This is a genomic window from Desulforhopalus vacuolatus (genome assembly GCF_016918505.1).
GTDB classification, from domain to species: Bacteria; Desulfobacterota; Desulfobulbia; order Desulfobulbales; family Desulfocapsaceae; genus Desulforhopalus; species Desulforhopalus vacuolatus.
This window is the reverse complement of the sequence record NZ_JAFFPZ010000001.1, coordinates 311,338-337,063: the sequence shown is the minus strand read 5'-3', so window position 1 is coordinate 337,063 and position 25,726 is coordinate 311,338. Positions and strand designations below refer to the sequence as shown.

Sequence of the window (25,726 nt, the reverse complement as noted above, 5' to 3'; positions counted from 1 at the left end):
CTCCCACAGAAAACATCAATTACCTCAAAGCAAATAACAGACAGAATTCAACCACAAAGGCATTCTCTTATGGTTTTTTCAGTAATAATTCGTGTTTATTCGTGTCCATTCGTGGTTCCTTTTGTCGTTTGTAACCATGAAGGGATAAACAGGATATGAAATTAATCTCATTGTTCAGATAACGTCTTTTCCAGCAGTTCATTAATGCGATTCACGTAATCTTTATTCTGGCAAGGCTTTGACAGATGATAAATATATGCATCTTTTTGTTTCAATTCTTTTATGGATTCCAAAAATTCGATATTTCCGGAAATAAACATCACGGGAACGGTTTGATTTGTTTTTCGGATATGATGATAAACATCCATGCCGTTGATTCCTCCCGGAAGAACATAATCCAAACTTACAAAATCATAAATATTTCTTCCAAAGAGCTCTTTTGCCATCTGGCCGTTGTGTGCAATATCGACCTTGTGATGACAAGGTTCACTTGTCAATATTCTGTATTGAACACCCGAGATAGCTGCTTCATCTTCAACGAGAAGAATATGTTTTTCAAATTGTATTATTTCTTTTTTTAGTTCTTCTTTTTCTTGAGTGGTTAATTCCTTTTTAATGACAGGTAAACAGATTGTAAACGTAGTCCCTGCACCTGCTTCTGACTCAATTGAGATAGAGCCTTTGTGCTGCTCAACATATTTTTTCACATTCGACATTCCATAGCCAGTTCCCTTTATCCCTGCTTTATAGGAACCTGTTACATCCCTGCTTCCTTTTAAAGTGAAAGAAGGTTCATAAATATTTTCCAGGTTTTCTTTTGAAATTCCACATCCATTATCCTCAATTTCAAAACAAATTTTATTATCAAGGCTGTATGTTCTCACGATGATTCTGGGAAACTTAACCAGACTTAAGGCATGGATTGAGTTTTGTATCAGATTTACAAGTGCATGCTCGATCATCCCCGAGTCAGCAAACAGTTCCGGCACACCTGTTTTATCTTCCTTTATCAGTTCAATTCCTTCGAGATCCTTTCTTAACAGGCGAAGAACAAGATCAATTTTTTCACTGATTCTGAAAAATTCCTGTTTAGGCTCCTGGTCTTTGGCAAATGCAACCAGGTTTTTTGTTAAATTTTTACCCCTTATTGTTTGTTCAACTATTAATTCAAGTGTTTCTCTTGTTTCGGGTTTCTGACAATCCAATAAGGTAAGCTCGGTATTACCCATAATAATGCCCAAAATATTATTAAAATCATGGGCCATTTTTCCAGCAACCTGTCCAACCAATACAAGTTTTTTATGTTTTTCTGCAAGTATTTGCATTTTTATTTTTTCATCTTCTGCTTTCTTGTGATCTGAAATGTCTCGAAAAATTCCAACTACTTTTGTTGGTGTTCCTTTATAATCTTTAACAATTTCAATATTCATGGAACAAAGATGCCGGGTACCGTCCTTATCCGTAAAATTAATTTCGTAATCTTTGAGAGTTCCTTTGTTTATAATAGACTCAATAAGTTTATGATTATCAGCAGAATTTGTATAAACATCATAAACTGATTTCCCAATAAGTTCTTCCCTTTTATATTGAGAGTATCTTTCAATTGAAGGGCTGACTTCTAAAATTGTTCCATCAAGACCAGATTCAAAATACACATCTTGAATATTGTTAAAGATTTGACGATATTTTTTTTCATTCTTCTTTGTATCTGCTAAAAATTTTTTATATGAATTTGTATAGACTTTTATTATAGGTATTGTCAGTAATAAAAAGAAGAGCATTGTTGCAATGGATTTTAATAAATTTTTATTGAGCAAACTTTTTACATAACTAATGTCATAATCTGCACAAGCCAAATAATTAATTCCACCTGGTGATTTTTCTGGAACCATTACAGTTCTCACTGTTCCCCATTGATCACTAACAGTCTTATACATTGGCGTTTTCTTTTCAAAGGCATTACTGAAATTTTCATCAGCTCCCTCATACTCATAATAATAAAATGTTCCTCTTTCATCTTTGGGGTTTTCTATGAGATCACTCGTAACAAAAAAGAGTTTATCCTCTTTTTTGATAATTGTATAAACATATTTAATACCTGTCTCCCTAACCAGGCTTGTCAGTTTATTCGCAAGATATTTGTCTTCGTCAATCGAGATAGACTGTGCATCAATTGCTCTATCATGAAAATCATCCGGCAGCATGTATTTAAGAGAAATAGCGGTGTTATAAAGCGTTGTATCAACATCCTTTAAAATTTCTTTTTTTTGATAATCATTATCCCAGAAACCATAAAGAAATAAAGCGACGATGTACGCAATAATAGCGAGAATGAACCACGATCTATTAAGTGTATTTAATGAGGGCATTTATCTTTTCCATAGTCACGTGTTGTATTAAATATAAAGCACTTTTGCCATTTTCTAAAATGATCTGTGAATTCAATCTGAATTCTTCGTGTTCGATGGTGGTATTTTTTCTGTCCGGAGTCAAATCCGATAATTTGCAGAGCATCTCCCTCACCAGTCCAGGCCACATCTTGCATAAATAAAATTTTCAGTATTTGATGTAAGATTCATCTCTATTGGAAATAAACCTTAATATGAAAACTCAACAATACTTGCATTATTCTTCAATAGAGCTGTTTTCAACGATACCAGAGGTGTTGCACTTATTACTTGAATTCAGCCTTGCAGCTTCGGAAAGCAGAGATTATTCACGACGTAAAAATCAGGAAGTTACCCCCGATTTCAGCTCTATATTACAACAATCTTACTGGATATTTATTTAACAGGATAACCGTCAAGTTACAAATATTTAGTCAACGCGTCACTTGATTTGGGGCGGCAGACCAGGATAGTTCTACAACAGAGCGGGCGGAGAGGGATGGAGGGAGAGGATTACTTCAAGGAAAAATCCTCCGGAAGGCTGGAGGATCTGCAGACATATCAAGGTATAAGGGAACCTTGAATCTCCACTCTAAGATCAGCAGGCATGATGCCGAGACCACTGTGAAGACTGGCGCGGTTGCAGTACGTCAAAAAGGCGGGAAAAAGCAAACCCGAACAGTCTGCAGAGGCAGAGGGGGCGGGGCGAGGCTGCGGCCCTGGTGAGGAAAGCGCCAATAATTTCGTCAAATAACAATACCGCCGGGATCGGGGCTGTCAAAAAATCTTCTCTGCTGAACCGGGCAGGGGACCCGATGACAAAGACGGCGGCGATGGAGAGAGAGCGGCATCTCAAGAAAAGCACAGGAACAGACCGCGATTTAATCTCGGCTGTGATGTCCCGATCAATTCAGATCGTGATCCGTCCCCTGTTTACGCTCTAATTAAGATCAAACATAGCCTCAAGGTCATGTCTGGAATAGGCCTTGAATGCGAGCATGGTATCTGTTTTCTCAATACCCTCTATATTTAGGATGGCCTTCGTTATTAAATCAGAAAGAGAGTCATTATCTTTCACTCTCGCAATAGCAACCAGGTCGTAATTTCCTGTTACAGAAAACACTTCAGAAAACCCTTCAATGCCAGCTAATTTTTCAGCTACTTCATTGACCTTGTTTCTTTGAATCTTCATTAAAATTATGGATGTGACCATGTTTTATTTCTCCATTAGATACGTAGATAATTTTTCACAACGTAAAATTAACAGGTTTACCCAAAAATTTCTGCTCTCTATCACGACAATCGTACTGGATATCAAAGGTATCTCTGCGGAGAACTTTCTCCTGTGCCTCGAATATGAACGAGATACAAAATTATGCAAAATTCCCTTAAAAGAAAAACTCTCCGGCACGCCAGAGAATTTGTAGACATATCAAGGCGTAAATTCCCGCCATGACATCATCAAGCATGATACCGAGACCGCCGTGCAGATTGCGGTCCAGCCAGTTTACAGGAAAGGGTTTCAGCACGTCAAAAAAGCGGAAAAGAGCAAACCCGAGCAGCCAGCAGAGCGGGTTATCCGGGGCGGGGACTGCTGCCATGGTGATGAAAACGCCAACAATCTCGTCAATAACAATACAGCCGGGATCCGGGCGGTCAAAAATCTTCTCTGCTGAGCCGGCGGCAAGGGTTCCGATGACAAAGACGGCAGCGGTGATGGAGAGATAGACCGGCATCTCAAGGCCGCGCATGAAATACCACGGCAAAAAGGCAAAGAGTGAACCCCATGTCCCCGGGGCCTTTGGCAGCAGACCGCTGTAGAGGCCGGTGGCGACAGCAACGATAAGCCGGGTCACGCAGACTCCTCCGGCTGCAGGCTGGTGCCTGCGGCCAGGTTGGCCCCGCGCAGCCAGTCGGTTGTTTTCATCCGTTTTTTCCCTTCCGGTTGAATCTCACTGATCTTTAGCGCATTGGTGCCGCAGGCGATAACAAGTCCCGTCTCATCAGCCTGGATGACAGTTCCCGCCTCAACCACGGGGTCAAGATACACAACCTCAGGCTTGAACAGGCGCAGTCTTTTCCCATTGAAAAAACAGTAACCGGTCGGCCACGGATCCAGTCCTCGGATGAGAGATTCCAGCTTCACCGCATCCATACGCCAGTCGATCAGGCCGTCTTCCTTTTTCAGCATTGGTGTATAGGTCGCGATGGAATTGTCCTGAGGGGTGGGGATAAGAGTCCCCTCTTTGAGCCCGCAGATGGCACGCAGCAGTGTGCTGCTGCCAAGGGCGGCGAGCTTGAGGAACAGAGACCCGGAAGTCTCCCCGGGATCGGGAAGAATTCTGGAACGGCAGAGAATATCGCCGGTGTCCATCTTTTCGTCCATCTGCAGGATGGTTACGCCCACTTCGCTGTCATTGTTTATGATTGACTGCTGAATGGGCGCAGCACCGCGATATTTTGGCAGCAGGGAACCATGGACGTTGATGCATCCCAGTGGCGGCAGGTCGAGCAGATTTTTGGGCAGCATGCGACCATAGGCGGCAACGACGATAAGATCGGGCTGGTAGGAGGCAATCCCGTTTTGGAATTCCTCACTGCGAATGTCTGCCGTTGGCTGGAGCACCGGGATATCGCTGGCCTTCGCGAGGACCTTCACCGGAGGCTGCTGCATTTTTTTCCCACGTCCCTTCGCACGGTCAGGCTGGGTGACAACCGCTACTACCTCGTCAGGACCGTCGAGCAGGGCCTGCAGGGAAACTTCAGCAAATTGCGGGGTGCCCATGAAGATAATGCGCAAAGTCTCAGTCATGTTGTTCCACCCTCACCCGTTTTTTCACTTTCTTCTTGTAAAGATTGCGCTTGAGACGGCTGAGGTGATCAAGAAAAAGAATTCCGTTAATGTGGTCAATTTCATGCTGCAGCACCACGGCAAAGCGGTCTTCAGTGGAGAGCTCAAGAACCTTGCCTTCAAGATCCTGATAGCGGACGGTAACCTTTTGGGCCCGTGTCACGTTGGCAAAGAGTTCAGGCACAGAGAGACAGCCCTCTTCGTCAACCTGGCTGCCCTCGAATTCAATGATCTCCGGGTTGATCAACGGCATGCAATCTTCTTCTTTCCCGCTCTGACGACTGAAATCCACCACGATCACTTTGAGAGATTTTCCAACCTGCGGGGCGGCAAGCCCTACACCCGGGGCATCCCACATGGTCTCAGCCATGTCTTCGACAAGTTTTTTCAGCCCGTCATCAAATTCCGTAATCGTACGGGTTTCTTCCCTGAGGACATGATCCGGGTATTCGTAAATTTTCAATTTTGTCATGAGAGTATTTTCCTTTTGCTTTATTCGGCAACTGCCTGATAACAAATGTAAACACTTTACATTACTTCCTGATGGCCAAACGGGCAAGTATATGCCCCGGATTTTCTAATTTATCCGATGAACTGCCAGGGATGAAGTAGTACACTGTATATTCTTGTTAACAGAAGGAGGGGTATTATGAAAACAGTGGGAATTGACGTCGGCGGCACTAACGCTGATGGTGTTTTACTGGAAGGGGAGCGCCTGCTTGCCAAGGCGAAAATCCCTGTTGATCACGACAACTTGAGCGGGGTTATTATTGCCCTGCTGGAAAAACTTCTCGGTGACAGCGCGGGCGAAGTTGATCAGGTACATCTCAGCTCCACCCTCTGCACCAACGCCATTGTCAATGGTGAGATGGACGAGGTGGGGATGCTGGTGCAGGCCGGACCGGGATTAAATCCGGAGTTTCTCGACTGCGGTGAGAATCTGGTCTTTCTTGATGGAGCCATAGATCATCGTGGCGGTTTAATTCAATCACCCCCGGTCGCAGTGGTGGATGCTGCTCTGGCCGATTTTTCGGCAAAAGGGCTGCAGTCGATCGGCGTGGTGACCAAATTTTCTCACCGTAACCCGCAGGTGGAGCAGGAACTCGCCCGCAAGGCAGCATCTTTTCCCCATGTCACCTGTGGCCACAACCTTTCCGGGCTTCCCAATTTTCCCCGGCGGGTCTATACAACCTGGATCAATGCCGGACTCAAGACCCGTTTCCAACAGTTTTCCGAGGCAATTCATGCGGGTGTGAAACGGCTCGGTATCACCGCACCTCTCTCTGTGCTCAAAGCTGACGGAGGCACTATTCCCCTCGAACGGGCAGAGGCGGTTCCCTGCGAGTCAGTCCTCTCCGGTCCCTCGGCAAGTGTGATGGGGGCACTGGCACTTACTCCGCGAGAAAAAGATTTCGTGGTCTTGGATATTGGCGGTACGACCACCGACATTGGTCTTTTTGCTGATGGTGTCCCGCTGATGGAGCCCTATGGGGTAACAATCATGGGACGGCCGACACTTATTCGCGCACTCAACACCCGCAGTGTCGGTCTGGGAGGTGACAGTGAGGTGAAGCGGACAGCGGACGGATATGTGATCGGTCCGCAGCGCCACGGTGTTCCTGCCGCCTTCAGTGAAGGTAAAATCACAGGAGCGACTCCCTCTGATGCCATGGTGGTGCTTAATCGCATGGAAGGGAATCGAGAACGCGCCACTGAGGCACTGCATCTTCTTCTTCCCAATAATCCGCCGGAAGAGACGGCCAGAGAGGTTCTTCTGACCTTTGGCCATAATATCAAACTGGCCGTTGATCAGATGGTGGAAGAGGTCTTTGCCCGTCCGGTCTATACCGTCTCTGCGCTGCTTGACCGGCAGCGACTGGAACCGGCGGAGATCATTGCCGTGGGCGGCCCCGCCGAGGCCCTGCGCGGCGAACTGGCGGCGGCTTTCGACCTGCCCTGCGAGGTGCCGTTGAATTACGAGGTGGCCAATGCCATTGGTGCTGCGCGAACCCGGCCGACACTCTCTGCCTCTCTCTATGCCAACAGCAGTGACGGTACGCTCTCCATACCGGAGATCGGGCTGCACGAGAAGATTGGGCGCAGTTTCGACATGAAAGACGCCGAGGAACGCCTTGCTGCGGCGATTCGCCATCTTGCGGCTCAGGCTGGTCTTGAAGGGGAACTTCCACCGGTGGAATTTGTTGAGCGGGAGGAGATGAACACGGTACGCGGCTTCTCCGCCACCGGGAAGGTTATTGCTCTCAAGGCGCAGGTTCAGCCGGGTTTGGCAAACGTGTGAGCCCGTCTTGCCCTGCATCTTTCCAGCAGGGCTTCCATGAGAGAATCAAGGAGAAATTATGACAAGATATATGCCTCAGGCCGTACGCAAAACCGGCCTTATTCTGTTCCCTGCCTTTGACTGGTGTATCACCCCGGATCACCCTGAGCGTGAGGAACGTCTGCTTTACACCCGTGACCAGATCGTTGAAGAGGGACTGGAGGATGTGGACGGAATTGAATTTTTCAACCCGGAGCTGGCGGCATACGCCGATATTGATCGTGTTCACCTCTGTGCGCCTTCTTCAAAAGCTCTGCTTACCGAGTCTCATCTGATCTCTGCCGGAGGGGCTGTCCGGGCGGCGAAAGCAGTGATGGAGAAAGAGGTCGAGCGGGCCTTTGCAATTGTCCGCCCGCCGGGCCATCACGCCATGCAGACCGTCTTCGGGGACCGTGGTTTCTGTGTTGCCAATATTGAGGCGGTCATGGTGGAATATCTCCGCCGCCACTACGGTGTGCGTCGTATCGCCATTGTGGATACCGACTGTCACCACGGCGACGGTACTCAGGATATCTTCTACAACGACCCCGATCTGCTCTTCATCTCCCTTCACCAGGACGGTCGTACTCTCTATCCGGGCACCGGTTTTCAAAATGAGGCGGGCGGACCTGCCGCTCAGGGGTACACCATCAACCTGCCCCTTCCACCAGGTACCGGTGAGGAGGGGTTCAGCATGGTGACGGACCGGGTGGTGCTGCCTTTGCTGGACGCCTTCAAACCAGAGCTGGTACTGAACTCCGCTGGACAGGACAACCACTACTCTGATCCCCTCACCAATATGAATTTTACCGCCCAGGGGTATGCCCGTTTGAACAAGGCGATTAATCCGGATATCTGTGTGCTGGAGGGCGGGTATTCCATTGAGGGGGCGCTGCCCTACACCAACCTTGGTATTATCCTTGCCATGGCCGGACTGGATACCGGCAATGTGCGTGAGCCGGACTACGATCCGCAGCGTTTTGTACAGTCAGCATTGATGAATGGGCAGATTGAGGGAATCTGCCAGAACGCGCTGGAGATCTTTGCAGCGCGTAAGAAATGGGACACCAGTGTCTGCCGTGGAGAGGAAGCGGTGGAGCGGAAGTCGATCTACTACGACACCACCGGTTTTGGTGTCGACCAGGTGAGACACTATAAACTCTGCCCGGATTGCCCCGGATACACCGAGGTTGAAGCCAGCGGGGCAGGAGAGCTGCTGCATGGTTTCACCGTGCCTTTCAATGCCTGCAGTAGATGTCAGCAGGCGGCGAGGGATGCTTTCACCCGTGCGGCAAAGGCAAAGGGGTCCCGGGAGCAGGTTGTGCTGCAGGACCGGGTGGCCGATATCTACGAGACTGCCTGACATCAGGTTTGTTTTTTCTGAAAATGAAGCCCCGTATCGTCTTGTGCGATGCGGGGCTTTTTTTGTATGCAAAAGACGGAAAGACAATTTTTTACCGCGAAGAACGCGAAGGAACACGAAGAAAAGCGGAAAGAATTTGAGAACAAAGATTTTACAATTTAAAGCGGGAAGGATGGAAAAAGGGAGGCAGGAGACGGGAGAAAGGAGACAGGGAAAAGCAAAAGACTGGATAGCCAGCGAAACACGCTAAATTTTCTCTAATATAAAATGTCTTTTTTCGCTGTTCCGTCTTTTGCAGGAACACCTTGAAACATTCTCATCCCACAATGAACATCATCCGGTTATGTTGCCCTGCTTTTTCCCGTCTCCCGTCTCCCGTCTCCTTTCTCCCTTTTTAATCGGATTCCCGCTCTTCTTTCTGCCTGAAAAGAGAGTGCAGGTCATCAAGTATCAGGTAGAGGGCGGGGACAAGGGCGAGGGTGATAATGGTGGCGAAAAGGATGCCGAATCCCAGCGAAATGGCCATGGGGATCATGAACCTCGCCTGCCTTGATGTCTCAAAGATCATCGGGGCAAGTCCGCCGAAGGTGGTGAGGGTGGTGAGCAGTACCGGTCGGAAACGGCGATTGCCAGCGAGGAGCACCGCATCCCGTGCCGTTTTTCCCTCAATCCGTTTCTTATTGGTATAATCTACGAGGACGAGGGAATCGTTAACCACTACGCCGGAGAGTGCCACCATGCCCATCATCGACATCAGGCTCAAATTGTAGCCCATCAGCAGATGTCCATAGACCGCACCAATAATACCGAAGGGAATTGCCATCATGACGATGCCCGGCTGAGTATAACTGCGGAAGGGGATGGCGAGCAGCAGATATATGCCGCCGAGGGCATAAAGGAAGCCGAGGCCAAGTGCCCCGGTACCTTCCTTGCGATCAGCCTGGCGTCCCTGAAAGCTCCAGGTGAGGCCGGGGTATTTTTTGACGAGCTGCGGGAGATCTTCTTCTGTGAGGGTGGCGGCAACAATCTGGGTGTCGCCGATAGGAACAACATTGGCTTCGACCGTTACCGTGCGGTGGCTGTTTCGCCGGGTGATCGTGGTATAGCCGGGTGCCTTGCTGAGATCGGTAATATCCCCGAGGCTGACCCAGGTACCACCGAGGGTCTTGATGTGCATGTTTTCAATACTGCTCTCCTGGCGGCGTTCCTGTTCAGGCAGGCGAACCCGCACCGTTACTTCGTTGTTGTTACGCTGCTGGCGCAGGGCGATTGCTCCCTGCCATGCGCTGCGGATCTGCCGCCCCACTTCAGTGGAGGTGAGGTTGAGGCTGTGTCCCCATTCATTCACCTGGTAGGTGTACTGCATCTTGCCTTCCGCAAAACCCTTGTCGATATCTTTCACCCCCGGGAAATCCGCAAGGCGGTCGGCGAGTTCTTCGCTGGCTTTATCCAACAGGGCGATGTCGCGGTGGCTCAATTCTATGGTAAGCGAGGATCCGCCGCCGGGCCCGCCACGATCTGCTTCGAAGAGGAGGGCGTTCAGTCCGCTGATTGTACCAACCTGCTCACGCCACAGGTGAGTGAGTTCGCCGGTGCTGATCGGGCGCTCGTCAGAGGGAGTAAGGATGGCCCGCAGGCGGACCTCATTTTCGTTGATTCGTCCGGTGGTGGCTGCGAGCAGTTTTTTGCCGCCGTGTTGTGCCACAACCTCTTCAAGTCCTTCGAGCAGTGTCTTCTGCACCGCCATCAGTTTCAACTGCGGGCTGCCCCAGGGCAGGGTGGCAGTGACTTCTGAGATATCTCCTTCCACCCTTGGCATGAGGATCATTCGCATCCGGCCACTCTTAACATAGCCCGTAGTGACCAGCAGGATACCCACCATCAGTGCGACAAAAAGATAGCGCAGATTAATGGTAACTCCCAGAGCGGGGATATAGAGCCGATGTATAACAAACTGCATGATGCGGTTGGACCTTTGCTGCAACCGGAACATAATCGAAGGCAGCCACCCGCTGCCGCTTTTTTTTGAATGAGCAAGGTGGGAGGGCAGAATGAAAAGTGATTCAAACCAGCTGATCGCAAAAGTGGAGATGACGACAATGGGAATTACCCGCCAGACCTTGCCTGACACCCCCGGCACAAAGAGCATTGGCATGAAGGCGACGATATTGGTGAGGATGGAATAGGTTATGGGGATGGCCACGTCCCGCGCACCGAGTACTGCTGCCTCTACCCGGGTGAGACCGCGCTGGCGGTATTCGTAGATATTCTCCCCTGCAATAATGGCGTCATCCACCACAATCCCCAGTGCGATGATGAAGGCGAACATGGAGATCATGTTGATGGAGACGTCAAACATCGGCAGAAAAAGAAGGGTTCCGAGAAAGGCGGTGGGGATCCCCATGGTGACCCAGAAGGCCAGTTTAAACTCGAGGAAGAATCCAAGTAAGATCAGTACGAGGGCGAGACCGACGAAGGCATTTTTCAGGAGCATCTGAAGGCGATCGCGATAGATGGTTGATCTGTCATTGCTGACCGCCCAGTGAATCCCCGGCGGCAGAATTTTGCTGATCGTCTGCATCGCTGCAACGGTATCGTCGGAGACGCCGATCGGGGTCTCCTTTCCCACACGATAGACAAGGAGCTGCAGGGCGGGCATCCCGTCGTAGCTGCTGGAGCGGGTAACGTCCTCAAAGCCCTCTCTGACGGTGGCAATATCGCCGAGAAGGACGCTGGCACCGCTGCTGCCGGTAATAATCGGGATGGTGGCGAACTCTTCAGCGAGGTCGCTGCGGTCTTTGAGGCGGAGGAGAATCTGGCCGCCGGAAGTTTCGATCCTGCCGCCGGGAAGTTCCACTGAGGCAGCCCGGATCCTGGCGGCGATCTCCTCATGGCTCAGGTTGTAGCGGCGCAGGGTCGATTCCGGCACTTCCACCTCAATTTCATAGTCGCGGGGATTGTCGATTTCCACCTGGGAGATGTTGTCGTACTGCAACAGGCTGTCTTTTACCCTGTCGGCGGTACTGCGCAGCAGTCCGTAGTCCACATCACCGTAGAGATTGAGGCGCAGTACCTGGCGTTTGGTGACGATGAGGGTAACGACCGGCTTTTCAGAGTCTTCAGGGAACGTGGTAATGCGATCCACTTCAGCCTGGATATCCTGAAAGACCTTTTCTGTATCTACGCCGTCATGCAGTTCGGCCACTACCGTGGCATTTCCTTCTGAGGCTGTGGCATGGATTTCGTCAATCTCCTCAATCCCGCTCAGCCCTTCCTCAATGGCGAGGATGATGCCCTGTTCCACCTCTTCCGGGCTGGAGCCGGGGTAGCTGACGCTGATGCTGACGGTATCAAGCTCGAAGGAGGGGAAGACCTCCCGCTTGATTTGGCTGCTCATCAAGAAACCGCCGATAATGAAGATAATCATTACCAGGTTGGGAGTGACAGGGTTGTTGATCATCCACGCCACGGCACCTTTCTTGAGGCGCTGAAATTTTCGGGGAGAACTTTGCGTGCTCACAGATTTTTCTCCGGGCCGGGAGCAGGCTGGCTGCTCTGTTCAGGTGTTTGCCCTGCGGGCTGAACGTCTGCGGTGGGAGCGATTTCTGCACGGGGAGAAGAAAATGAGGAGGTGATCAGCTGGTCACCCGGCTTGAGGCCTTCACTGATATAAAGCGTGTCCCCCTCGCGTGCGGCAATGGTGACCGTGCGGATGATCATCTGCTTGTTTTCACCGAGTATGCGCACGGTGTTGTTTTCGTGGAGCATGGTCCGATTGAGGACCACCATGTCGTGGAGGACGGGGCCGGCAATCTCAACCTGTACGAAACTGCCAAGGCGCAGAGGCTGTTTCTGACGATTCTTTGCGCGGAGGCAAAGCGGATCTTCAACCTGTGCATAGACGACGGCCATGCGGCTGGTTTCTTCAAGGGAAGAAGCGATATGGGTGACAACTCCGCTGTGGGTATCTGCGCCGCTTGAAATCAGCACCGGAGATGCGCTGCCGGGTGTATCGCTGATCCATTTGAGCTGCTTCTCCGGTACGGTGATGCGCAGCAGAAAGGCATCGGTCCCTGCCAGGGTGGCGAGGGTGGTACCGATCGCAATTCGGCTGCCCCTGTCCACTGCTTTGGAAATCACCACGGCGTTGAAGGGGGCACGAACCTTTGTGTCGGCAAGGTCGCGTTGCGCCATTTTCAGCTCTGCCCTGGTAGCGGTGAGAGCGGCGCGGGCGGCATCAAGCTGAGGTTTGCGCAGTATCAGATCCTTCTCTCTGCTGTTCACCTCGCGGTCGAGCAGTTCATACTCCTTCTCTGCCACACGCTGATTGCCCATCTCAAGGTCGAGAGCAGCGCGGGCCTCGGCCACTGTCCCGCGCAGACGGATCAGGGTGAGACGGTAATCTTCAGGGTCAATGGTCAATATAACCTCGTCCTTCTTGAAAAAACCGCCGGGGGTGAAGTGCGAATTGACCTTCTGCACCTGTCCGGAGACCCGGGGGGTGAGGGTGATGGACTGATCGGCGATCACTGTTCCCATGGCGTGCAGGCGAAGCTCACCCTCGCCCGTTTTTGCCGTTACCACTTCCACTTGCGGCGTCACGGTGGTATGTCGTTGTGTCTTTGCTTTCGGCGGGGTCTTTATCAGCCATGTAGTGATCAGGGCGGCGATGAGGATGATGGCGAGCGTCAGCCCTGCCTGCAGGAGTATTTTCTGTCTGTGTGTTCTTTCGGGGTGTTTGCTCATGGTCTTCTCAGAAGAATGACGTGATGACGGGGGCTGCTTCTTTGCTCTCCGGCGGCAGCAGTTCTCCCGGCAGACCGCCACTGAGTGCGCGGTAGAGGGCGATGCGGTTGGAGAGGAGCTGGTATTTAATACTCAATATGTCGCGCTGCAGATTCTGTACGGTGAGGGTGGTGGAGAGTACCCGTTGATAACCGAGGGTACCTTGACGATAACGGCGGTTGATCTGTTCAACGCTGTCACTGGCGAGTTTCAGCTGCTTTTCAAGGCTGAAGAGCTGCTTGAGCAGTGCTTTTTCATTGTTGAGAGCGTTTTCCACTTCGTTAAGGGCTTCGAGGACGGTTTGCCCCCAGGTGTAAAATTTCTGTTTTGCTGCGGCGACGCGGCGATCGACTTCGGCCCGGCGGCTGCCACCGTCAAAAATCGGAGCAGTGAGGCTGGCCCCGAGGGTCCCGAGCCAGGTATTGAAGAGCTGGTGGGTACTGGTCCCGCCGGTGACCAGCGAACCCGAGACTGAGAGCTGTGGAAAACGGTTGGCCACTGCTGCGGCAGCATAAGCATCAGCTGACTCCAGGGAGTGAAACGCGGCGCGGATATCCGGGCGGCGCTGAACCAGCTCAAGGGGAAGGCCGGCAGCGGGCAGCGGCGGCAGCTCCGGCAGATTCCCGACCACCATTTTCAAAGGGGCGGGTGGTTTGCCGAGGAGGATGGCGATGCGGTGGTCAAGAATGCTGGCGCTGGCGCCGAGGACCTCAAGGCTGGTGGTGTTGGACTCCACCAGCTGCTGCTGCTGGAGCAGATCGGCGATGCCGGTCTGGCCGGTGATGACCTTTATGTCGATAATCTTCAAACTTTTTCTGTTGGTATTCTGCTGCTGGCTGAGCAGACTCTGCTGTCCCGCATTCTCCCGCCGGGCAAACCAGGTATCTGCCACCTCGGCGGCAATGGAGAGAGCTGCATTGTTGAAATCCTCTTCCCCTGCGGCAAGAGAGGCCCCGGCGGCCCGGTGGTTTGCACGCAGTCGACCCCACAGGTCGATTTCCCAGGAGGAGGTTACTCCGAGGCTGAAGGTGTCACTGGTTGTGTCGGATTTGAAACTGCGCTCAGAGGAGGCACTGCCGGTGCCGTCCAGGGAGGGGATGAGGGGGGCTCCTGCGATACGGGCGAGGGCCTCCAGTTCACTAACCCGTTCTCCGGCGGCACGCAGAGAAAAATTATCGTGCAGAGCACGTTCCACAAGGGAATTGAGTTCCTTGTCACCGAAACTTTCCCACCAGCGTGCTGAGGCTTCTTCTGCCCCGCTGGAGCTGAAATTCTGCGGTATCTCAAAGGGTGTTGCCGGGCGGGACTGCGCACGGAAACAGCCGCTGAGCAGGCTGCTGCAGAGCAGGGCAAAAAGCAGGGAGAAGAAGCGTGGAAAACGGTTGTATGTCAACATTGCCATAAGGGAACCTTGAATAATCAGTCTTTCGCCCATCTTCTTCGTTACAGTCAAAAATTTATCCTCGCAATATCAAACATATAGCTCCGGTAAATTTTCTCCTGTGCCTTGAATATGAACGAAATACAAGATTATTCAAGGGACCCATAAGTGAAGGAGGAGGCGTAAAAAGTACCATTACAACAGATGATTATACGCGTATTTATCTTTTGTCAGCAAGAGCTGTTCCCCTTTGCTTCGAAAAAACTGCATACTTTGTGGATACGGGCCCTGGCATCTTCCCGCATCTGTTAACTCTATGATATCTCACTCTCCCCGGACAGGTGATGAAGAGGTGGTGCGGGAAGGCTATCCGGCGAAGATAAAAAATTTGCGCAGGGCGTAGTTGATCATCACGGAGGTGAAAATGTTACAGGCAAAGGCCCAGGTTGTGAGAACGTTGAAGCGGCGGATGAGCCAGCCCATGAGGATGGTGCCGAGGAAGATGGAAATTCCGGAGACGGCGTAGAAAAGCAGGAGCTCAACGAAGAAGGTGTGTCGTCCGCCCTGAAAAACCCATAATACGTTGGTGATGTAGGCTACCATGTTGGAGATGAGGAAGGCTGTGAAATTCCCCAGCATGGAGTTCCGGGAACGGGTTTTATTGTCCACCCCGGCGGGATTGAGATGAAGATATTTAACGGCCAGGTCTTCAGCCTGCAGGGCCGGAAAAATCTTCCAGCAGACCAGATGAAAAATGACGATATGAACGGCGGTCGCCAGACCGCCGGTAAGAGCATATTTGATGAACTGGATAACCGCAGGGTTGTCTAAAAAGGGCATGGGTCAGAAATCTCATTAAATTAAACAAACAGTATATCCAGAAAGAGCATCTCTGCGGAGCAGGTCGACGCAGAAATGCAACCCCGGCTCTTTCTTCCGGCAAAAAAGACCTACTCGGCATCCACCGTGTCAGCCTTCCCCCCGATTCCTTCGATATACTGGAAGAAACTACCGTAGAAAACATTGAGCAGGTTAATTCTTTCCTGCTGATCCTCTCCAGCCTTTTTCAAAGCCACAGAGAGGGGCATGCGCCAGGGAACATCCACGTGGCCGATACCGGGAGCGAGGTCAAGCCATTCCACGGTTTCCTCAGCAACCTGCTGGTACAAATCACGCTGCTTTTCCTCGTCGAGATCTTCGAGTTCTTCATCGGTCATCAGCGTTTTCTCTTCCTTGAGATACTTTTCAAATGTACAATTTTTCTCGAGCTGGACCTCCATCGTTTCAATCTCCAGCTGATACAGTGCCGCGTGCATGCCGAGCATCAGGGCGGCATCCTGCGGAGTCATCCCCTTCACCAGCTTGCAGAGAAGTTCCTGTGCCTCGTTTGGCTGGCCCTCAAGGGTGTAGAGATGGTCGGCGAGCCAGGAAAAATAGAGTTCGGCATCTTCCTCGTTGTTGCAGACGGTGAGCGGGCTGCTGTCTGTCTTCGGCACTTCGCAGAAACGGAAATCCCGTCCCCAGCGGGTTCCGGCATATACCATGCCAATGGGGATGAGCTGCTTGTCACTGCGTCCCGGAAAGGATTCGCGGAGGATGGAGAGGACAAATGCTGTTTCATTCGGTTCTTCGTCATCGTGCTTGTTGCTGGTCGTCATGGGGTATCCTGTGTAATTTACGGAGAGGAGAAGTGTCGGTCTCTGCGTTGACTTTTGTCTGCGGATTCGTGATAATGCGCTTTCCCGGGTATTTTACCCGGAAAAGTACATCATCGCTGCTTAACTTTACCTGAATCCCGTTCCCGACCGCAATGAAATTCCTTCCTGCTCAGCTCCTCTATTTTTTCCAGAACAGAAAGACGCAGAAGAATGTCGCTGCGCTGGTTCGCTTCCTGCTCTTTGTCCTCTTGATTATTCTGTTCTATTCGATGCTTTTTCATTACATCATGGTTCTTGAAGGGCGCAATTTCAGCTGGGTGACCGGTCTCTACTGGACGCTGACAGTAATGTCCACCCTCGGTTTTGGAGATATAACTTTCTTCTCCGATACCGGACATATTTTTACCATTGTGGTGCTGCTCTCCGGAATTGTGCTGCTGCTGGTGATTCTGCCCTTCACTTTCATTCAGTTTTTTTATGCGCCCTGGCTGGAGGCTCAGGAGAGAAGCCGCGTATCGCGGGAGCTGCCGAAGGAGACCCGGGACCATGTCCTCCTTACTGAATTCGGGCCGATTACCGAGAGGTTGATTGACAATCTCAATCACCGACATGTGAAGTATGCAATTCTTGAACGTGACTGGCAGCGGGCGGCGGAGCTGAATGATCTCGGCTATCAAGTAGTACTCGGAGAACTCGATGATCCCGAGACCTGGAACCGGCTGCAGGTGCAGCAGGCGGCACTGGTGGTGGCCACTGGTGATGACCTCACCAATACTTCCGCAGCGTTTACCGTGCGCGAGGTGACTCAGGATGTGCCGATGGTGCTCAGCGCCACGGAGGAAAATTCACTCGATATTCTTAATTTTCCTGTAAAGGTACATGTTTTTCTCTTCCACCAGATCCTCGGGCGCCGTCTCGCCGAGCGTACGGTCGGTCTCGGCCGGCCGATCAATATCGTCAGTCAAATAGACGAACTGGTGCTGGGAGAGATCTCTGCCAGCCAGACTACCCTCGCTGGCCGGAGTCTCGGCGTTATTCTCGACGAGGAGCGCAGAGTGCATCGTCCGGAGGAGCGGGTGCAGGTTATTGGTTTATGGGAGCGGGGAAAATTTCTCGCACCGCAGATGGATGTCGTGGTCAGCAAGCGCAGTATTCTGCTGCTGGCCGGCAGTCTGACCCAGATGGATGCCTTTGAGGCACAGCATGTGTCTCCTTCTGCGGGGGAGTTAAACAATGCGCCGGTGCTTATCCTCGGCGGAGGACGGGTCGGCCGGGCAGTGGCCGAGACCCTGCACCAGCACTCACTGCGTTTTAGTATTGTGGAAAAAGATCCCGATACAAGGGAGTTGGAAAAGATTGTCAGCGATCATGTCGTTTCCGGGGATGCTGCTGATATTGAGGTACTGGAGAAGGCTGGAATTATGGAGGCACGGACGGTGATCGTCACCACCCGCGACGACGCCATGAACATGTATCTCTGCTTCTACTGCCGGCAGCTGCGGGCGGATGTCCAGATTATCAGCCGTACTACCCTGCAGCGCAGTGTGTCAAAGCTGCACACGGCGGGTGCGGATCTTGTGCTCTCCTATGCCTCAATGGGAGCGAACTCCATTATGAACATCCTCAGTACCGATGAAATTTCCATGTTTACTGAGGGGCTCAACATCTTTACTCTGCCAGTACCGCGCAGGCTCCTTGGGCAGACCCTTGCCGAGGGGCGAATCCGCGAGGTGACCGGTTGCAGTGTTATCGCTCTGCAGACCGGCAAAGGGCTGGTTGCCGGGCTTGGGGCGGAGACGCGGCTGGAGGGCGGTGAATCCCTTGTGATGATTGGCAGCAGCGAGGCGGAGGAGCGGTTTTCTGATTTTTTCCCTCAGAATTGAGGGGGGATCCGACAGGAGGAGGCAGCGGTTGTACGCAGAATGATACCATTTACATTTTGTATTGGCGGATTCAAAGGTAGTGGGACGGGAAAAGGGAGACAGGAGACAGGAAAAAGCAAAAGGTCTTTGTAGAGACGACCAATTTGGGTGTCTCCAGCACAACAGACGTTTCTACAATGAGATCAATTTTATATCCTGTTTATCCTTTCCTCATCGCCCAAAAAGATGTCCATGCAGTTGCGTTCTCTGGTCAGTAAAAAATGTGATTGGTATGACACCTGCAGGGAAGAGAACGTCTATACCTCTTTGAAGGTCCGGAAAGATAGTGTAGAATCTGCCAGATTACAGGATGTTGCTGAAAAAGAATGTCGACAGCCCTGGCAGATGTCCTTTTCGTCGATATTTTGCAGGAAGAGAAGGGAGTGCGGAGCAGGGAATATCAATTCCCAATGTGCCGTGGGGGGCAATAATACCATTCCGATTAAGTTGTGACCTCACTCAATGCCATTTTCATTTTCTATTGGCGAATGTAAAAGCAGGGGGACGGGAAACAGGAGAAAGGAGACGGGAGACAGGAAAAAGCAAAAGACAGAACAGCGAAAAACTTTATAAAAAATGCCCTTTTTCGCATGATTATACCATTCCTATTACGTTATGCTCGTTTTACAGCCTGTTTATCCATTCGTAATCGCCAAAAAAAGATTTCCACGCAGTTGCGTTATCTGGTTAATACGAAATGTACATGGTATAAAAATGGTTCCAGGACGGAAACAAGGAGAAGAAACGTGGATTTTGATGACATCAATCTGGCGATAATCAATCATCTCAAGGATGGCCGCAAGCCTTTTAAAAAGATTGCCGATATCCTTGGCCTTGCCGAAGGAACGGTACGGGCGCGGGTAAAAAAACTCAAAGATGAGGGTATTCTTGATATCACTGCCCTCGTTAATCCGGAGAGTCTGCCGAGTCAATCGGTATCCATCGTTGGAGTGTGTCTCACTGATATGAATCTGGTGAAGAAGGCTGAGCAGTTCAGCACGCTGCGTGGCGTGATCTCTGCCTGTGTGGTTACCGGCCGCTTCGATCTCATCATCACAGTTCTGCTCTCCAAAGACTTTCCGCTGGTCTATTTCTACACTGAGGAAATGTCAAAGCTTGAGGGTATCCGCTCAGTGGAGACGTTCGTCGTCTATAAAAGTTTCAACCTCAAGGTGCCTTTAATCATTACCTGAAGAGTTCTCTTCTGCACTGTGTTTTATCCTTTTTCATCTCTTCTGGGTGAAAAAGACCCCGAGAAGAATCATTCCTCCGGCCATTATCTGTGTGCCGTTAAGGCGTTCGCCCAGCAGCAGCCATCCCAGCAGGACAGAGAAAATCGGGATGAGATTTACACAGGCCGCCGCCCGGCTGGCTGTCACATATTTCAACGAAAAGTTATAGAGGCCATAGGCCCCGATGGTGATAACTGCCCCCAGATAGATTACGGCGAGAGTTCCGGCATTGTTAAAATCATGCGGCAGCTCTGTCCCTGGAAGGAAGAGCAGAGGAAAGAAGAAGATGCAGCCCGTTATAGCCTGTACTGCTGTGAGGAAAAGTGGTGAGTAGCGGCTGACGAGTTTCTTCATTGAGATGGTGTATACGGTGGCACAGAGCATGGCGACAAACTCAAGGAAGTTGCCGAGGATGGGGTTGGTCGCGTTCTCGCTGGCGCTGCCGGACAGTGTCAGAGCGATGACTCCAGCCAGCGCAAGCAGGGCGCCGCACCAGACGGTGCGCGACATCCGTTCACCCAGGAAGCAGGCAGCGGCTATCATTACCAGTACGGGCAGGATGGCGGTGATGACTCCCGCCTGAGAGGCTGTGGTAAAGTTTACGGCGTGGCCCTCACAGAGAAAGTAGAAGCAGGGCTCGGCGATTGCCATGATGAGCAGCAGTTTCAGATCTTCACGGCGGAAAAATTTCAGATGGAAGAGATCTCTTCGTCCGGCATAAAGTACGGCAAAACAGCAGCTGGCAATTGCCATGCGGCCGAAGATGACGACCATGGGATCAAAATACTGGAAGGAAAATTTCAGGGCGATGAAGGAGCTCGACCAGAGGATCATCGTGACGATCAGGGTAATACCGGCAATGCCAGTGACGGGCGCAGGAGTCATGAATGTTCCCAAAAAAATCCCCCGGCGCACGAGGCGGCGGGGGATGGACAGGTTGATGAAGCTGAAATGTAAAAACCTCAGTTCTGCAGGATCCATTCTCCGGTCTGCGGGTTGCGGCAGGCGGTGGTAAAGGTCTTCTGTACCTTGCCATCAATAGTAGCCAGAATCTCTGCCTTGCGGCAGGGAGAGGCTTGATTATGATCAGGGTAGTAGGCAGGTTGCGGGACTACTGAGTAACTGTTGCCCGTGTCCGGGTTCTCCCAGGCAACGGCACTGCCGGAGGGGCTGCTGTTATACACCTCGTTGAGGCGGATGCGGTCAGCCTTGTCCATCTCATTCCCGACGATATAGCCGAGGACAGTACCGATGGCCGCACCGAGCAGGGTTGCCTGAGTATTATGGCCGATGGCCTGGCCGAGCAGAGCTCCACTTGCTGCGCCGATACCGGCACCTGCGGTTCCTTTGGTAATTCCCTGATCAGCACAGCCTGAGAGGCTGAGGGTCAGGGCTGCTGCGGTAACAAGAGCGGCAAATTTTTTCATGATGTCCTCCTTTGTAATTATGGGTCGCTCCCTTTTATAAGAGAGCAACTCTTCATATCTTTTTTAGAGTCTTAAACAATCTACGATATAGACTCCCTGCTCTTTTTTCAAGAGAATAGTCGGAAGTGATATACCGAGTGCGCTGCAGTTTATCCAGCGGATGTTGCTTTCAATGGAAGATCAACAACTTCAATTACCTCTCCAAGGGCGGTTACACTTGGGAAAAGCGGAGAGAAACGGGGGGACAGACGGGAGCTGGCTCCGGCAATATGAAGGAGATGGCCGATGCCTGCCCCTTTCGCCGCATGCAAAACCTTTTCGGTGTCATCGGCAAAGAAGGTCCGCTCCGGCCGGTGGGGGAGAATGCCCTGCAGTACCTTCCAGAATGGCGGCTGTTCCTTGGCCCAGCCCACCTCTTCGGCGGAGATGATATGGTCAAACCAGGGGCGCAGGTCAATTTTATCCATCTTTACCGCCAGGGTTTTGGGGTGGGCGTTGGTAACGAGGGAGACGGGCTTGTCCATTTCGCGCATGGCGTTGAGAAAGTTAAGGGCCTTCGGCCGCAGATTGATAAATTCCCGGGCCTCGCATTTCAACGCGGGGATGTCCAGTTGCAGCTGTTCGGACCAGTAATCAAGGTTACACCAGGCAAGGGTATTCTCCACCTTTTTGTAGGTGGCGAGGAGTTTGGCACGCGCCTGCTCCAGTGTCCCACCGTTTTTCTGCTGCCACTGCGCCGGTACAAACTCCCCCCAGAAATAGTCATCAAAATATTTATCGAGCAGTACGCCGTCCATGTCGAGGAAGATGTGGTCGATCTCCTCCCAGGGAAAATGTATTTTCATTTTGTCTCCTTGAGCAGTTTATGAAACTCACGCAGGCTCTCAGTGACTGCGGCAAAGACTTCTGCCTCGGATTTCCCCCGCAGGCAGGAGTGTACGAGACGTCCGTCCGGAGTGAATTTGGCTGCCGTGCGTTTCTTCGTCTTCGGATGGGCGGCGAGGAAGGCGAGCAGCATCTCCGGGGTAAGGGGGGTATCGTCGAGGAAGGTGAAGATCAGGCTGTCTGGTCCCTGCTCCAGCTTCGCGATCCGCAGCCGGGCCAGCTCCCGCTTTACCGAGATAATATGCAGCAGGGTGGAGGTCTCGGTGGGGAGAGTGCCGTAGCGGTCACGCAGCTCGGCCTCGAGTTCATCACGTCGTTCTTCCTCCGCGCCGACAAGGGAGGCGATGCGGCGGTAGGTGATATAGCGCTGACTTATATCCGGGATGTAACTTTTCGGGATGTGGGCGGAAATCAGCAGTTTAACCTCGGGGTCAATCTCCTCCCGGCCGGTATCGCCCTTCGCCTGCTGTGTTTTCAGGTCGGTGACAGTTTTCTGCAGCAGGTCGAGATAGAGGTCATAGCCGATGGCGGCAATATTGCCGCTCTGGGAGATACCGAGAATGTTGCCGCCCCCGCGGATTTGCAGGTCACTCATCGCCAGTTTGAAGCCACCGCCGAGCTCGCTGGTGTCCATCAGGGCACGCAGACGCTCTTTGGCGTCGTGGGTGAGGTCGTCCAGTGACGGCACCAGCAGGTAGGCGAAGCTCTGTTCGCTGGCCCGGCCTACCCGTCCGCGGAGCTGGTAAATCTCCGCGAGACCGAGCATGTCCGCACGGTTGATGATGATGGTGTTGGCGGCGGGGATGTCGAGGCCTGATTCGATGATCGTGGTGGCTACCAGCACGTTGACCTTTCCGGAGACGAAAGAGACCATGATCTTCTCCAGCTCGGAGCCTTCCATCTGTCCATGGCCGACGGCAATGCGTGCCTCCGGCACCAGTTTCTGGATGAGGGCGGCGGTCTTGTGGATGGATTTTACCCGGTTATGGACAAAAAAGACCTGGCCATTGCGGCGCAGTTCCTTCGTTATTGCTTCCTTGATGACGAGTTCATCAAAGGGGGCGACAAAGGTCTTCACCGGGCGGCGGTGGGCTGGCGGGGTGGAGATAACGGAGAGGTCGCGAATGGAGAGCAGACTCATCTGCAGGGTGCGGGGAATAGGGGTGGCGGTGAGGGTGAGAATATCCACTTCCGCCCGCATTTTCTTCAGCTTTTCCTTGTGGGTAACACCGAAACGATGCTCCTCATCGATCACCAGCAGGCCGAGATCATGAAATATGATGTCTTTGGAGAGCAGGCGGTGGGTGCCGATGATAATGTCGATTTTTCCCGCTGCCAGGTCTTTGAGGATCTGCCGCTGCTCGCTGCCGGTACGGAAGCGGTTGAGGCAGGCGATGGTGACCGGAAATCCCTTGAGCCGCTCGGTGAAGGTCTGGATGTGCTGCTCTGCGAGCACCGTGGTCGGCACGAGAATTGCCGCCTGACAGCCCTCTTCCACCACCTTGAAGGCAGCGCGGATAGCCACCTCGGTCTTGCCGTATCCCACGTCGCCGCAGACGAGACGGTCCATGGGGCGGGGACTGGTGAGATCGTCAAGGACATCATGAATGGCCGCTGCCTGGCCGGGGGTCTCATCCCAGGGAAAGCTTTCCTCAAGTTCGTGGTAGAGGGCACCTGGCGGTGCAAACTGTCTCCCTTCCTTAATTTCGCGTTTCGCATAGATGTTGAGCAGCTCCTGCGCCACCTTCCACACCTCCTCCTTGATTCTGCTGGTGGTGGTGCTCCACGCCTGACTTCCAAGCTTGTCGAGGCGGGGTTCGCGGTTGGCGATGCCCTGGTAGCGGGAGATAAGGTTGAGTCGATCTACCGGCAGGTAGAGACGATCGCCGTCGCGGTATTCAATCAGCATAAAATCGGAGGTAACGTCCTGAAACTCCATGGTAGAGAGGCCGTGGTATATACCGAGGCCATGCTCCCGATGGACAACGATATCACCCTCGTTGAGCTCGGTGAAGCGGACCGGTTCGCCCTTGTTCTGTTGTTTCTTTCTACTGCCAATGCGCATTTCGCCGAAGATCTCATTCTCGGAGAGGATGTGCAGGCCGCTGTCGGTCAGGGAAAAGCCGCTGGAAAGCGGATGGTCGCAGAGGTACAGCAGCTCGGGATCACTTTCAGCGAGGGCACTGAGGTCGAGGGGTTCCGCCACCGGATTGAGTTTATGGCTGTGCTTCTCCAGCATCTCCGCAATGTTTTTCGTATGGCGGCTGGAGCGGCAGCAGATCACGACCCGTTCTCCCCGGCGGCGCCACTCATGGATCTGGTCGGAGAGGGGGGCGAGCATGCCGATTTTGGATCGTTTAAGCTGAATCTCCTGCTTGAGGAGCTGGTGTCCGCTGGTGTTGACAGCAAATTGCTCCCCCTCTTTGGGAAAGTCGTTGATGTCGATACGGCAGAACCTGGCCAGCGCTGTTGTCAGCTCTTTGGGTGAAAGGAAGAGCAGTTCCGGCGGCAGGGCTGGAGTGCGGGCGAGATGGGCAGTCTGGAAGTTGGCCAGTGCCCGCTCTTCGGCCAGTCCCATTGCTTCACGGATGCCGCCGGGGTCAATGAGAGTGAGCAGGCAGTTTGCCGGCAGGGCATCAAATACTGTGGCGGGCTCGGTTTCGCAGTAGAAGGGAAGAAAAAACTCCATGCCGGGGAAACGAATCCCTTCGTTGCTGTTCTCCATGAGTCGGTGGGTTTCGCCACTCTCCCAGTCCAGCGCTTCGCCTTTTTCGGCATAGAGCCGCGAGAGACGCCGTTGTTCGGGGCGTTCGGGAGAGAGAAGAATGTCGCTGACCGGCAGCAGGGTGGCATCGCGTATCTCATCGGTAGAACGCTGGCTGATCGGATCGAAAAGACGCAGAGATTCAATGGTGTCGCCAAAGAAGTCGATGCGCAGCGGGGCGTCGCAAAGGATGTCGTTGCCGGTGAGAAAGGGAGGAGGGAAGATGTCAATGATACCACCGCGCAGGGAAAAATCCCCTGCCGACTGCACCAGAACTACCTTCTCATAACCCATTCGGATAAGGCGGCCAGCCAGTTCCTGCTGGTCAAAATCCTCTCCTGCTTCAAGATATTCGGCACAATCCGCCAGAAGGGCTGGTGGCAAAATGCGACGCTGCAGGGAGGAAATGGAAGCAATGAAGATGAAAGGCTCTCCACTGCGCAGCCGATAGAGTGTGGAGAGGCGCGTGGCTGTGCCAGCCTGGTCGGGAGAGAGCGGGGTGTAGGGCGGTGTCTCCTGGTCAGGATAGAGGAGTACCGGCAGCCTGGTGAAGAGCTCCAGATCGCTGGCGAAGCTCTGCACCATGTTTTCATCGGGCAGTATGCAGCAGAGAGACGTTTTCGCCGCAAGAGAGGCAGCAAGGGCCGCTGGAGCGGCACCACGCAGACCAGTGACGGAGAGAAGGTCGCCCTGTGCGGGAATCTTCGGGGTAAGTGTACGTTTCATAAATAAAAATGGCCGCTTATGCCCGGAG

19 protein-coding genes are annotated in these 25,726 nt (G+C 52.3%); 4 read left to right on the top strand and 15 right to left on the bottom strand.

The features are described 5' to 3' along the window. Window positions 1-167 precede the first annotated feature (167 nt). The 6 genes from JWG39_RS01340 to def all read right to left on the bottom strand — a co-directional run bounded on the left by JWG39_RS01340 (window position 168) and on the right by def (window position 5,710). Entirely contained in the window at window positions 168-2,369 is a 2,202-nt protein-coding gene (locus tag JWG39_RS01340; protein WP_205217536.1) for an ATP-binding protein, read from the bottom strand. Between the two features lie 616 nt (window positions 2,370-2,985). After that, window positions 2,986-3,252: a hypothetical protein gene (locus JWG39_RS01335; RefSeq protein WP_205217535.1), complete on the bottom strand. Its 267-nt coding sequence runs from the start codon at window positions 3,250-3,252 to the stop codon at window positions 2,986-2,988. A 75-nt stretch (window positions 3,253-3,327) separates the two neighbouring features. Continuing rightward, window positions 3,328-3,600, bottom strand: a complete 273-nt coding sequence (locus JWG39_RS01330) for an Lrp/AsnC family transcriptional regulator (protein ID WP_205217534.1) — start codon at window positions 3,598-3,600, stop codon at window positions 3,328-3,330. 175 nt (window positions 3,601-3,775) lie between these two features. Next, window positions 3,776-4,243 (bottom strand): phosphatidylglycerophosphatase A family protein, encoded by a 468-nt coding sequence (locus tag JWG39_RS01325; RefSeq protein WP_205217533.1) that lies wholly within the window; start codon window positions 4,241-4,243, stop codon window positions 3,776-3,778. Beyond that, window positions 4,240-5,199 (bottom strand): methionyl-tRNA formyltransferase, encoded by a 960-nt coding sequence (gene fmt, locus JWG39_RS01320; protein ID WP_205217532.1) that lies wholly within the window; start codon window positions 5,197-5,199, stop codon window positions 4,240-4,242. The genes JWG39_RS01325 and fmt overlap by 4 nt, the downstream gene beginning before the upstream one ends. Beyond that, window positions 5,192-5,710: a peptide deformylase gene (gene def, locus JWG39_RS01315; protein WP_205217531.1), complete on the bottom strand. Its 519-nt coding sequence runs from the start codon at window positions 5,708-5,710 to the stop codon at window positions 5,192-5,194. The genes fmt and def overlap by 8 nt, the downstream gene beginning before the upstream one ends. A gap of 177 nt (window positions 5,711-5,887) precedes the next feature. Between def and JWG39_RS01310 the strand changes: the two genes are divergently transcribed. Together JWG39_RS01310 and JWG39_RS01305 are read left to right on the top strand one after the other, a co-directional pair. Then, window positions 5,888-7,537: a hydantoinase/oxoprolinase family protein gene (locus tag JWG39_RS01310; protein ID WP_205217530.1), complete on the top strand. Its 1,650-nt coding sequence runs from the start codon at window positions 5,888-5,890 to the stop codon at window positions 7,535-7,537. Window positions 7,538-7,607: 70 nt separating this feature from the next. Continuing rightward, window positions 7,608-8,918, top strand: coding sequence for a histone deacetylase family protein (locus tag JWG39_RS01305; RefSeq protein WP_205217608.1), 1,311 nt, complete (start codon window positions 7,608-7,610; stop codon window positions 8,916-8,918). Window positions 8,919-9,312: 394 nt separating this feature from the next. Here JWG39_RS01305 and JWG39_RS01300 read toward each other — a convergent pair whose 3' ends face one another. The 5 genes from JWG39_RS01300 to JWG39_RS01280 form a co-directional block, all read right to left on the bottom strand. After that, the gene (locus JWG39_RS01300; protein ID WP_338032163.1) at window positions 9,313-12,438 is read right to left on the bottom strand and encodes an efflux RND transporter permease subunit; all 3,126 of its coding nucleotides are present in this window, start codon (window positions 12,436-12,438) and stop codon (window positions 9,313-9,315) included. Beyond that, entirely contained in the window at window positions 12,435-13,664 is a 1,230-nt protein-coding gene (locus JWG39_RS01295) for an efflux RND transporter periplasmic adaptor subunit (RefSeq protein ID WP_205217529.1), read from the bottom strand. Before JWG39_RS01295 ends, JWG39_RS01300 begins: the two co-directional genes overlap by 4 nt. A gap of 7 nt (window positions 13,665-13,671) precedes the next feature. Continuing rightward, window positions 13,672-15,156 carry an efflux transporter outer membrane subunit gene (locus tag JWG39_RS01290; protein ID WP_205217528.1) on the bottom strand — a complete coding sequence of 495 codons (1,485 nt, stop codon included), beginning with the start codon at window positions 15,154-15,156 and terminating at the stop codon, window positions 13,672-13,674. 294 nt (window positions 15,157-15,450) lie between these two features. Further along, window positions 15,451-15,924 (bottom strand): GtrA family protein, encoded by a 474-nt coding sequence (locus JWG39_RS01285; RefSeq protein WP_205217527.1) that lies wholly within the window; start codon window positions 15,922-15,924, stop codon window positions 15,451-15,453. Between the two features lie 110 nt (window positions 15,925-16,034). Beyond that, complete coding sequence (locus JWG39_RS01280; protein WP_205217526.1) at window positions 16,035-16,742, bottom strand: hypothetical protein; 708 nt, start codon at window positions 16,740-16,742, stop codon at window positions 16,035-16,037. A 152-nt stretch (window positions 16,743-16,894) separates the two neighbouring features. Between JWG39_RS01280 and JWG39_RS01275 the strand changes: the two genes are divergently transcribed. Together JWG39_RS01275 and JWG39_RS01270 are read left to right on the top strand one after the other, a co-directional pair. Continuing rightward, complete coding sequence (locus JWG39_RS01275; protein ID WP_205217525.1) at window positions 16,895-18,625, top strand: potassium channel family protein; 1,731 nt, start codon at window positions 16,895-16,897, stop codon at window positions 18,623-18,625. A gap of 785 nt (window positions 18,626-19,410) precedes the next feature. Further along, window positions 19,411-19,857: an Lrp/AsnC family transcriptional regulator gene (locus JWG39_RS01270; protein WP_338032162.1), complete on the top strand. Its 447-nt coding sequence runs from the start codon at window positions 19,411-19,413 to the stop codon at window positions 19,855-19,857. Window positions 19,858-19,890: 33 nt separating this feature from the next. On the opposite strand, the gene JWG39_RS01265 is transcribed toward JWG39_RS01270, so the two are convergent. The 4 genes from JWG39_RS01265 to mfd all read right to left on the bottom strand — a co-directional run bounded on the left by JWG39_RS01265 (window position 19,891) and on the right by mfd (window position 25,698). Then, the gene (locus JWG39_RS01265; RefSeq protein WP_240191917.1) at window positions 19,891-20,877 is read right to left on the bottom strand and encodes a DMT family transporter; all 987 of its coding nucleotides are present in this window, start codon (window positions 20,875-20,877) and stop codon (window positions 19,891-19,893) included. Continuing rightward, on the bottom strand, window positions 20,859-21,323 hold the full coding sequence (locus tag JWG39_RS01260; RefSeq protein WP_205217523.1) for an RT0821/Lpp0805 family surface protein: 465 nt from the start codon (window positions 21,321-21,323) through the stop codon (window positions 20,859-20,861). Before JWG39_RS01260 ends, JWG39_RS01265 begins: the two co-directional genes overlap by 19 nt. Before the next feature lie 149 nt (window positions 21,324-21,472). Then, window positions 21,473-22,168, bottom strand: a complete 696-nt coding sequence (locus JWG39_RS01255; protein WP_205217522.1) for an HAD family hydrolase — start codon at window positions 22,166-22,168, stop codon at window positions 21,473-21,475. Then, on the bottom strand, window positions 22,165-25,698 hold the full coding sequence (gene mfd, locus JWG39_RS01250; protein ID WP_205217521.1) for a transcription-repair coupling factor: 3,534 nt from the start codon (window positions 25,696-25,698) through the stop codon (window positions 22,165-22,167). Before mfd ends, JWG39_RS01255 begins: the two co-directional genes overlap by 4 nt. Window positions 25,699-25,726: the final 28 nt, after the last annotated feature.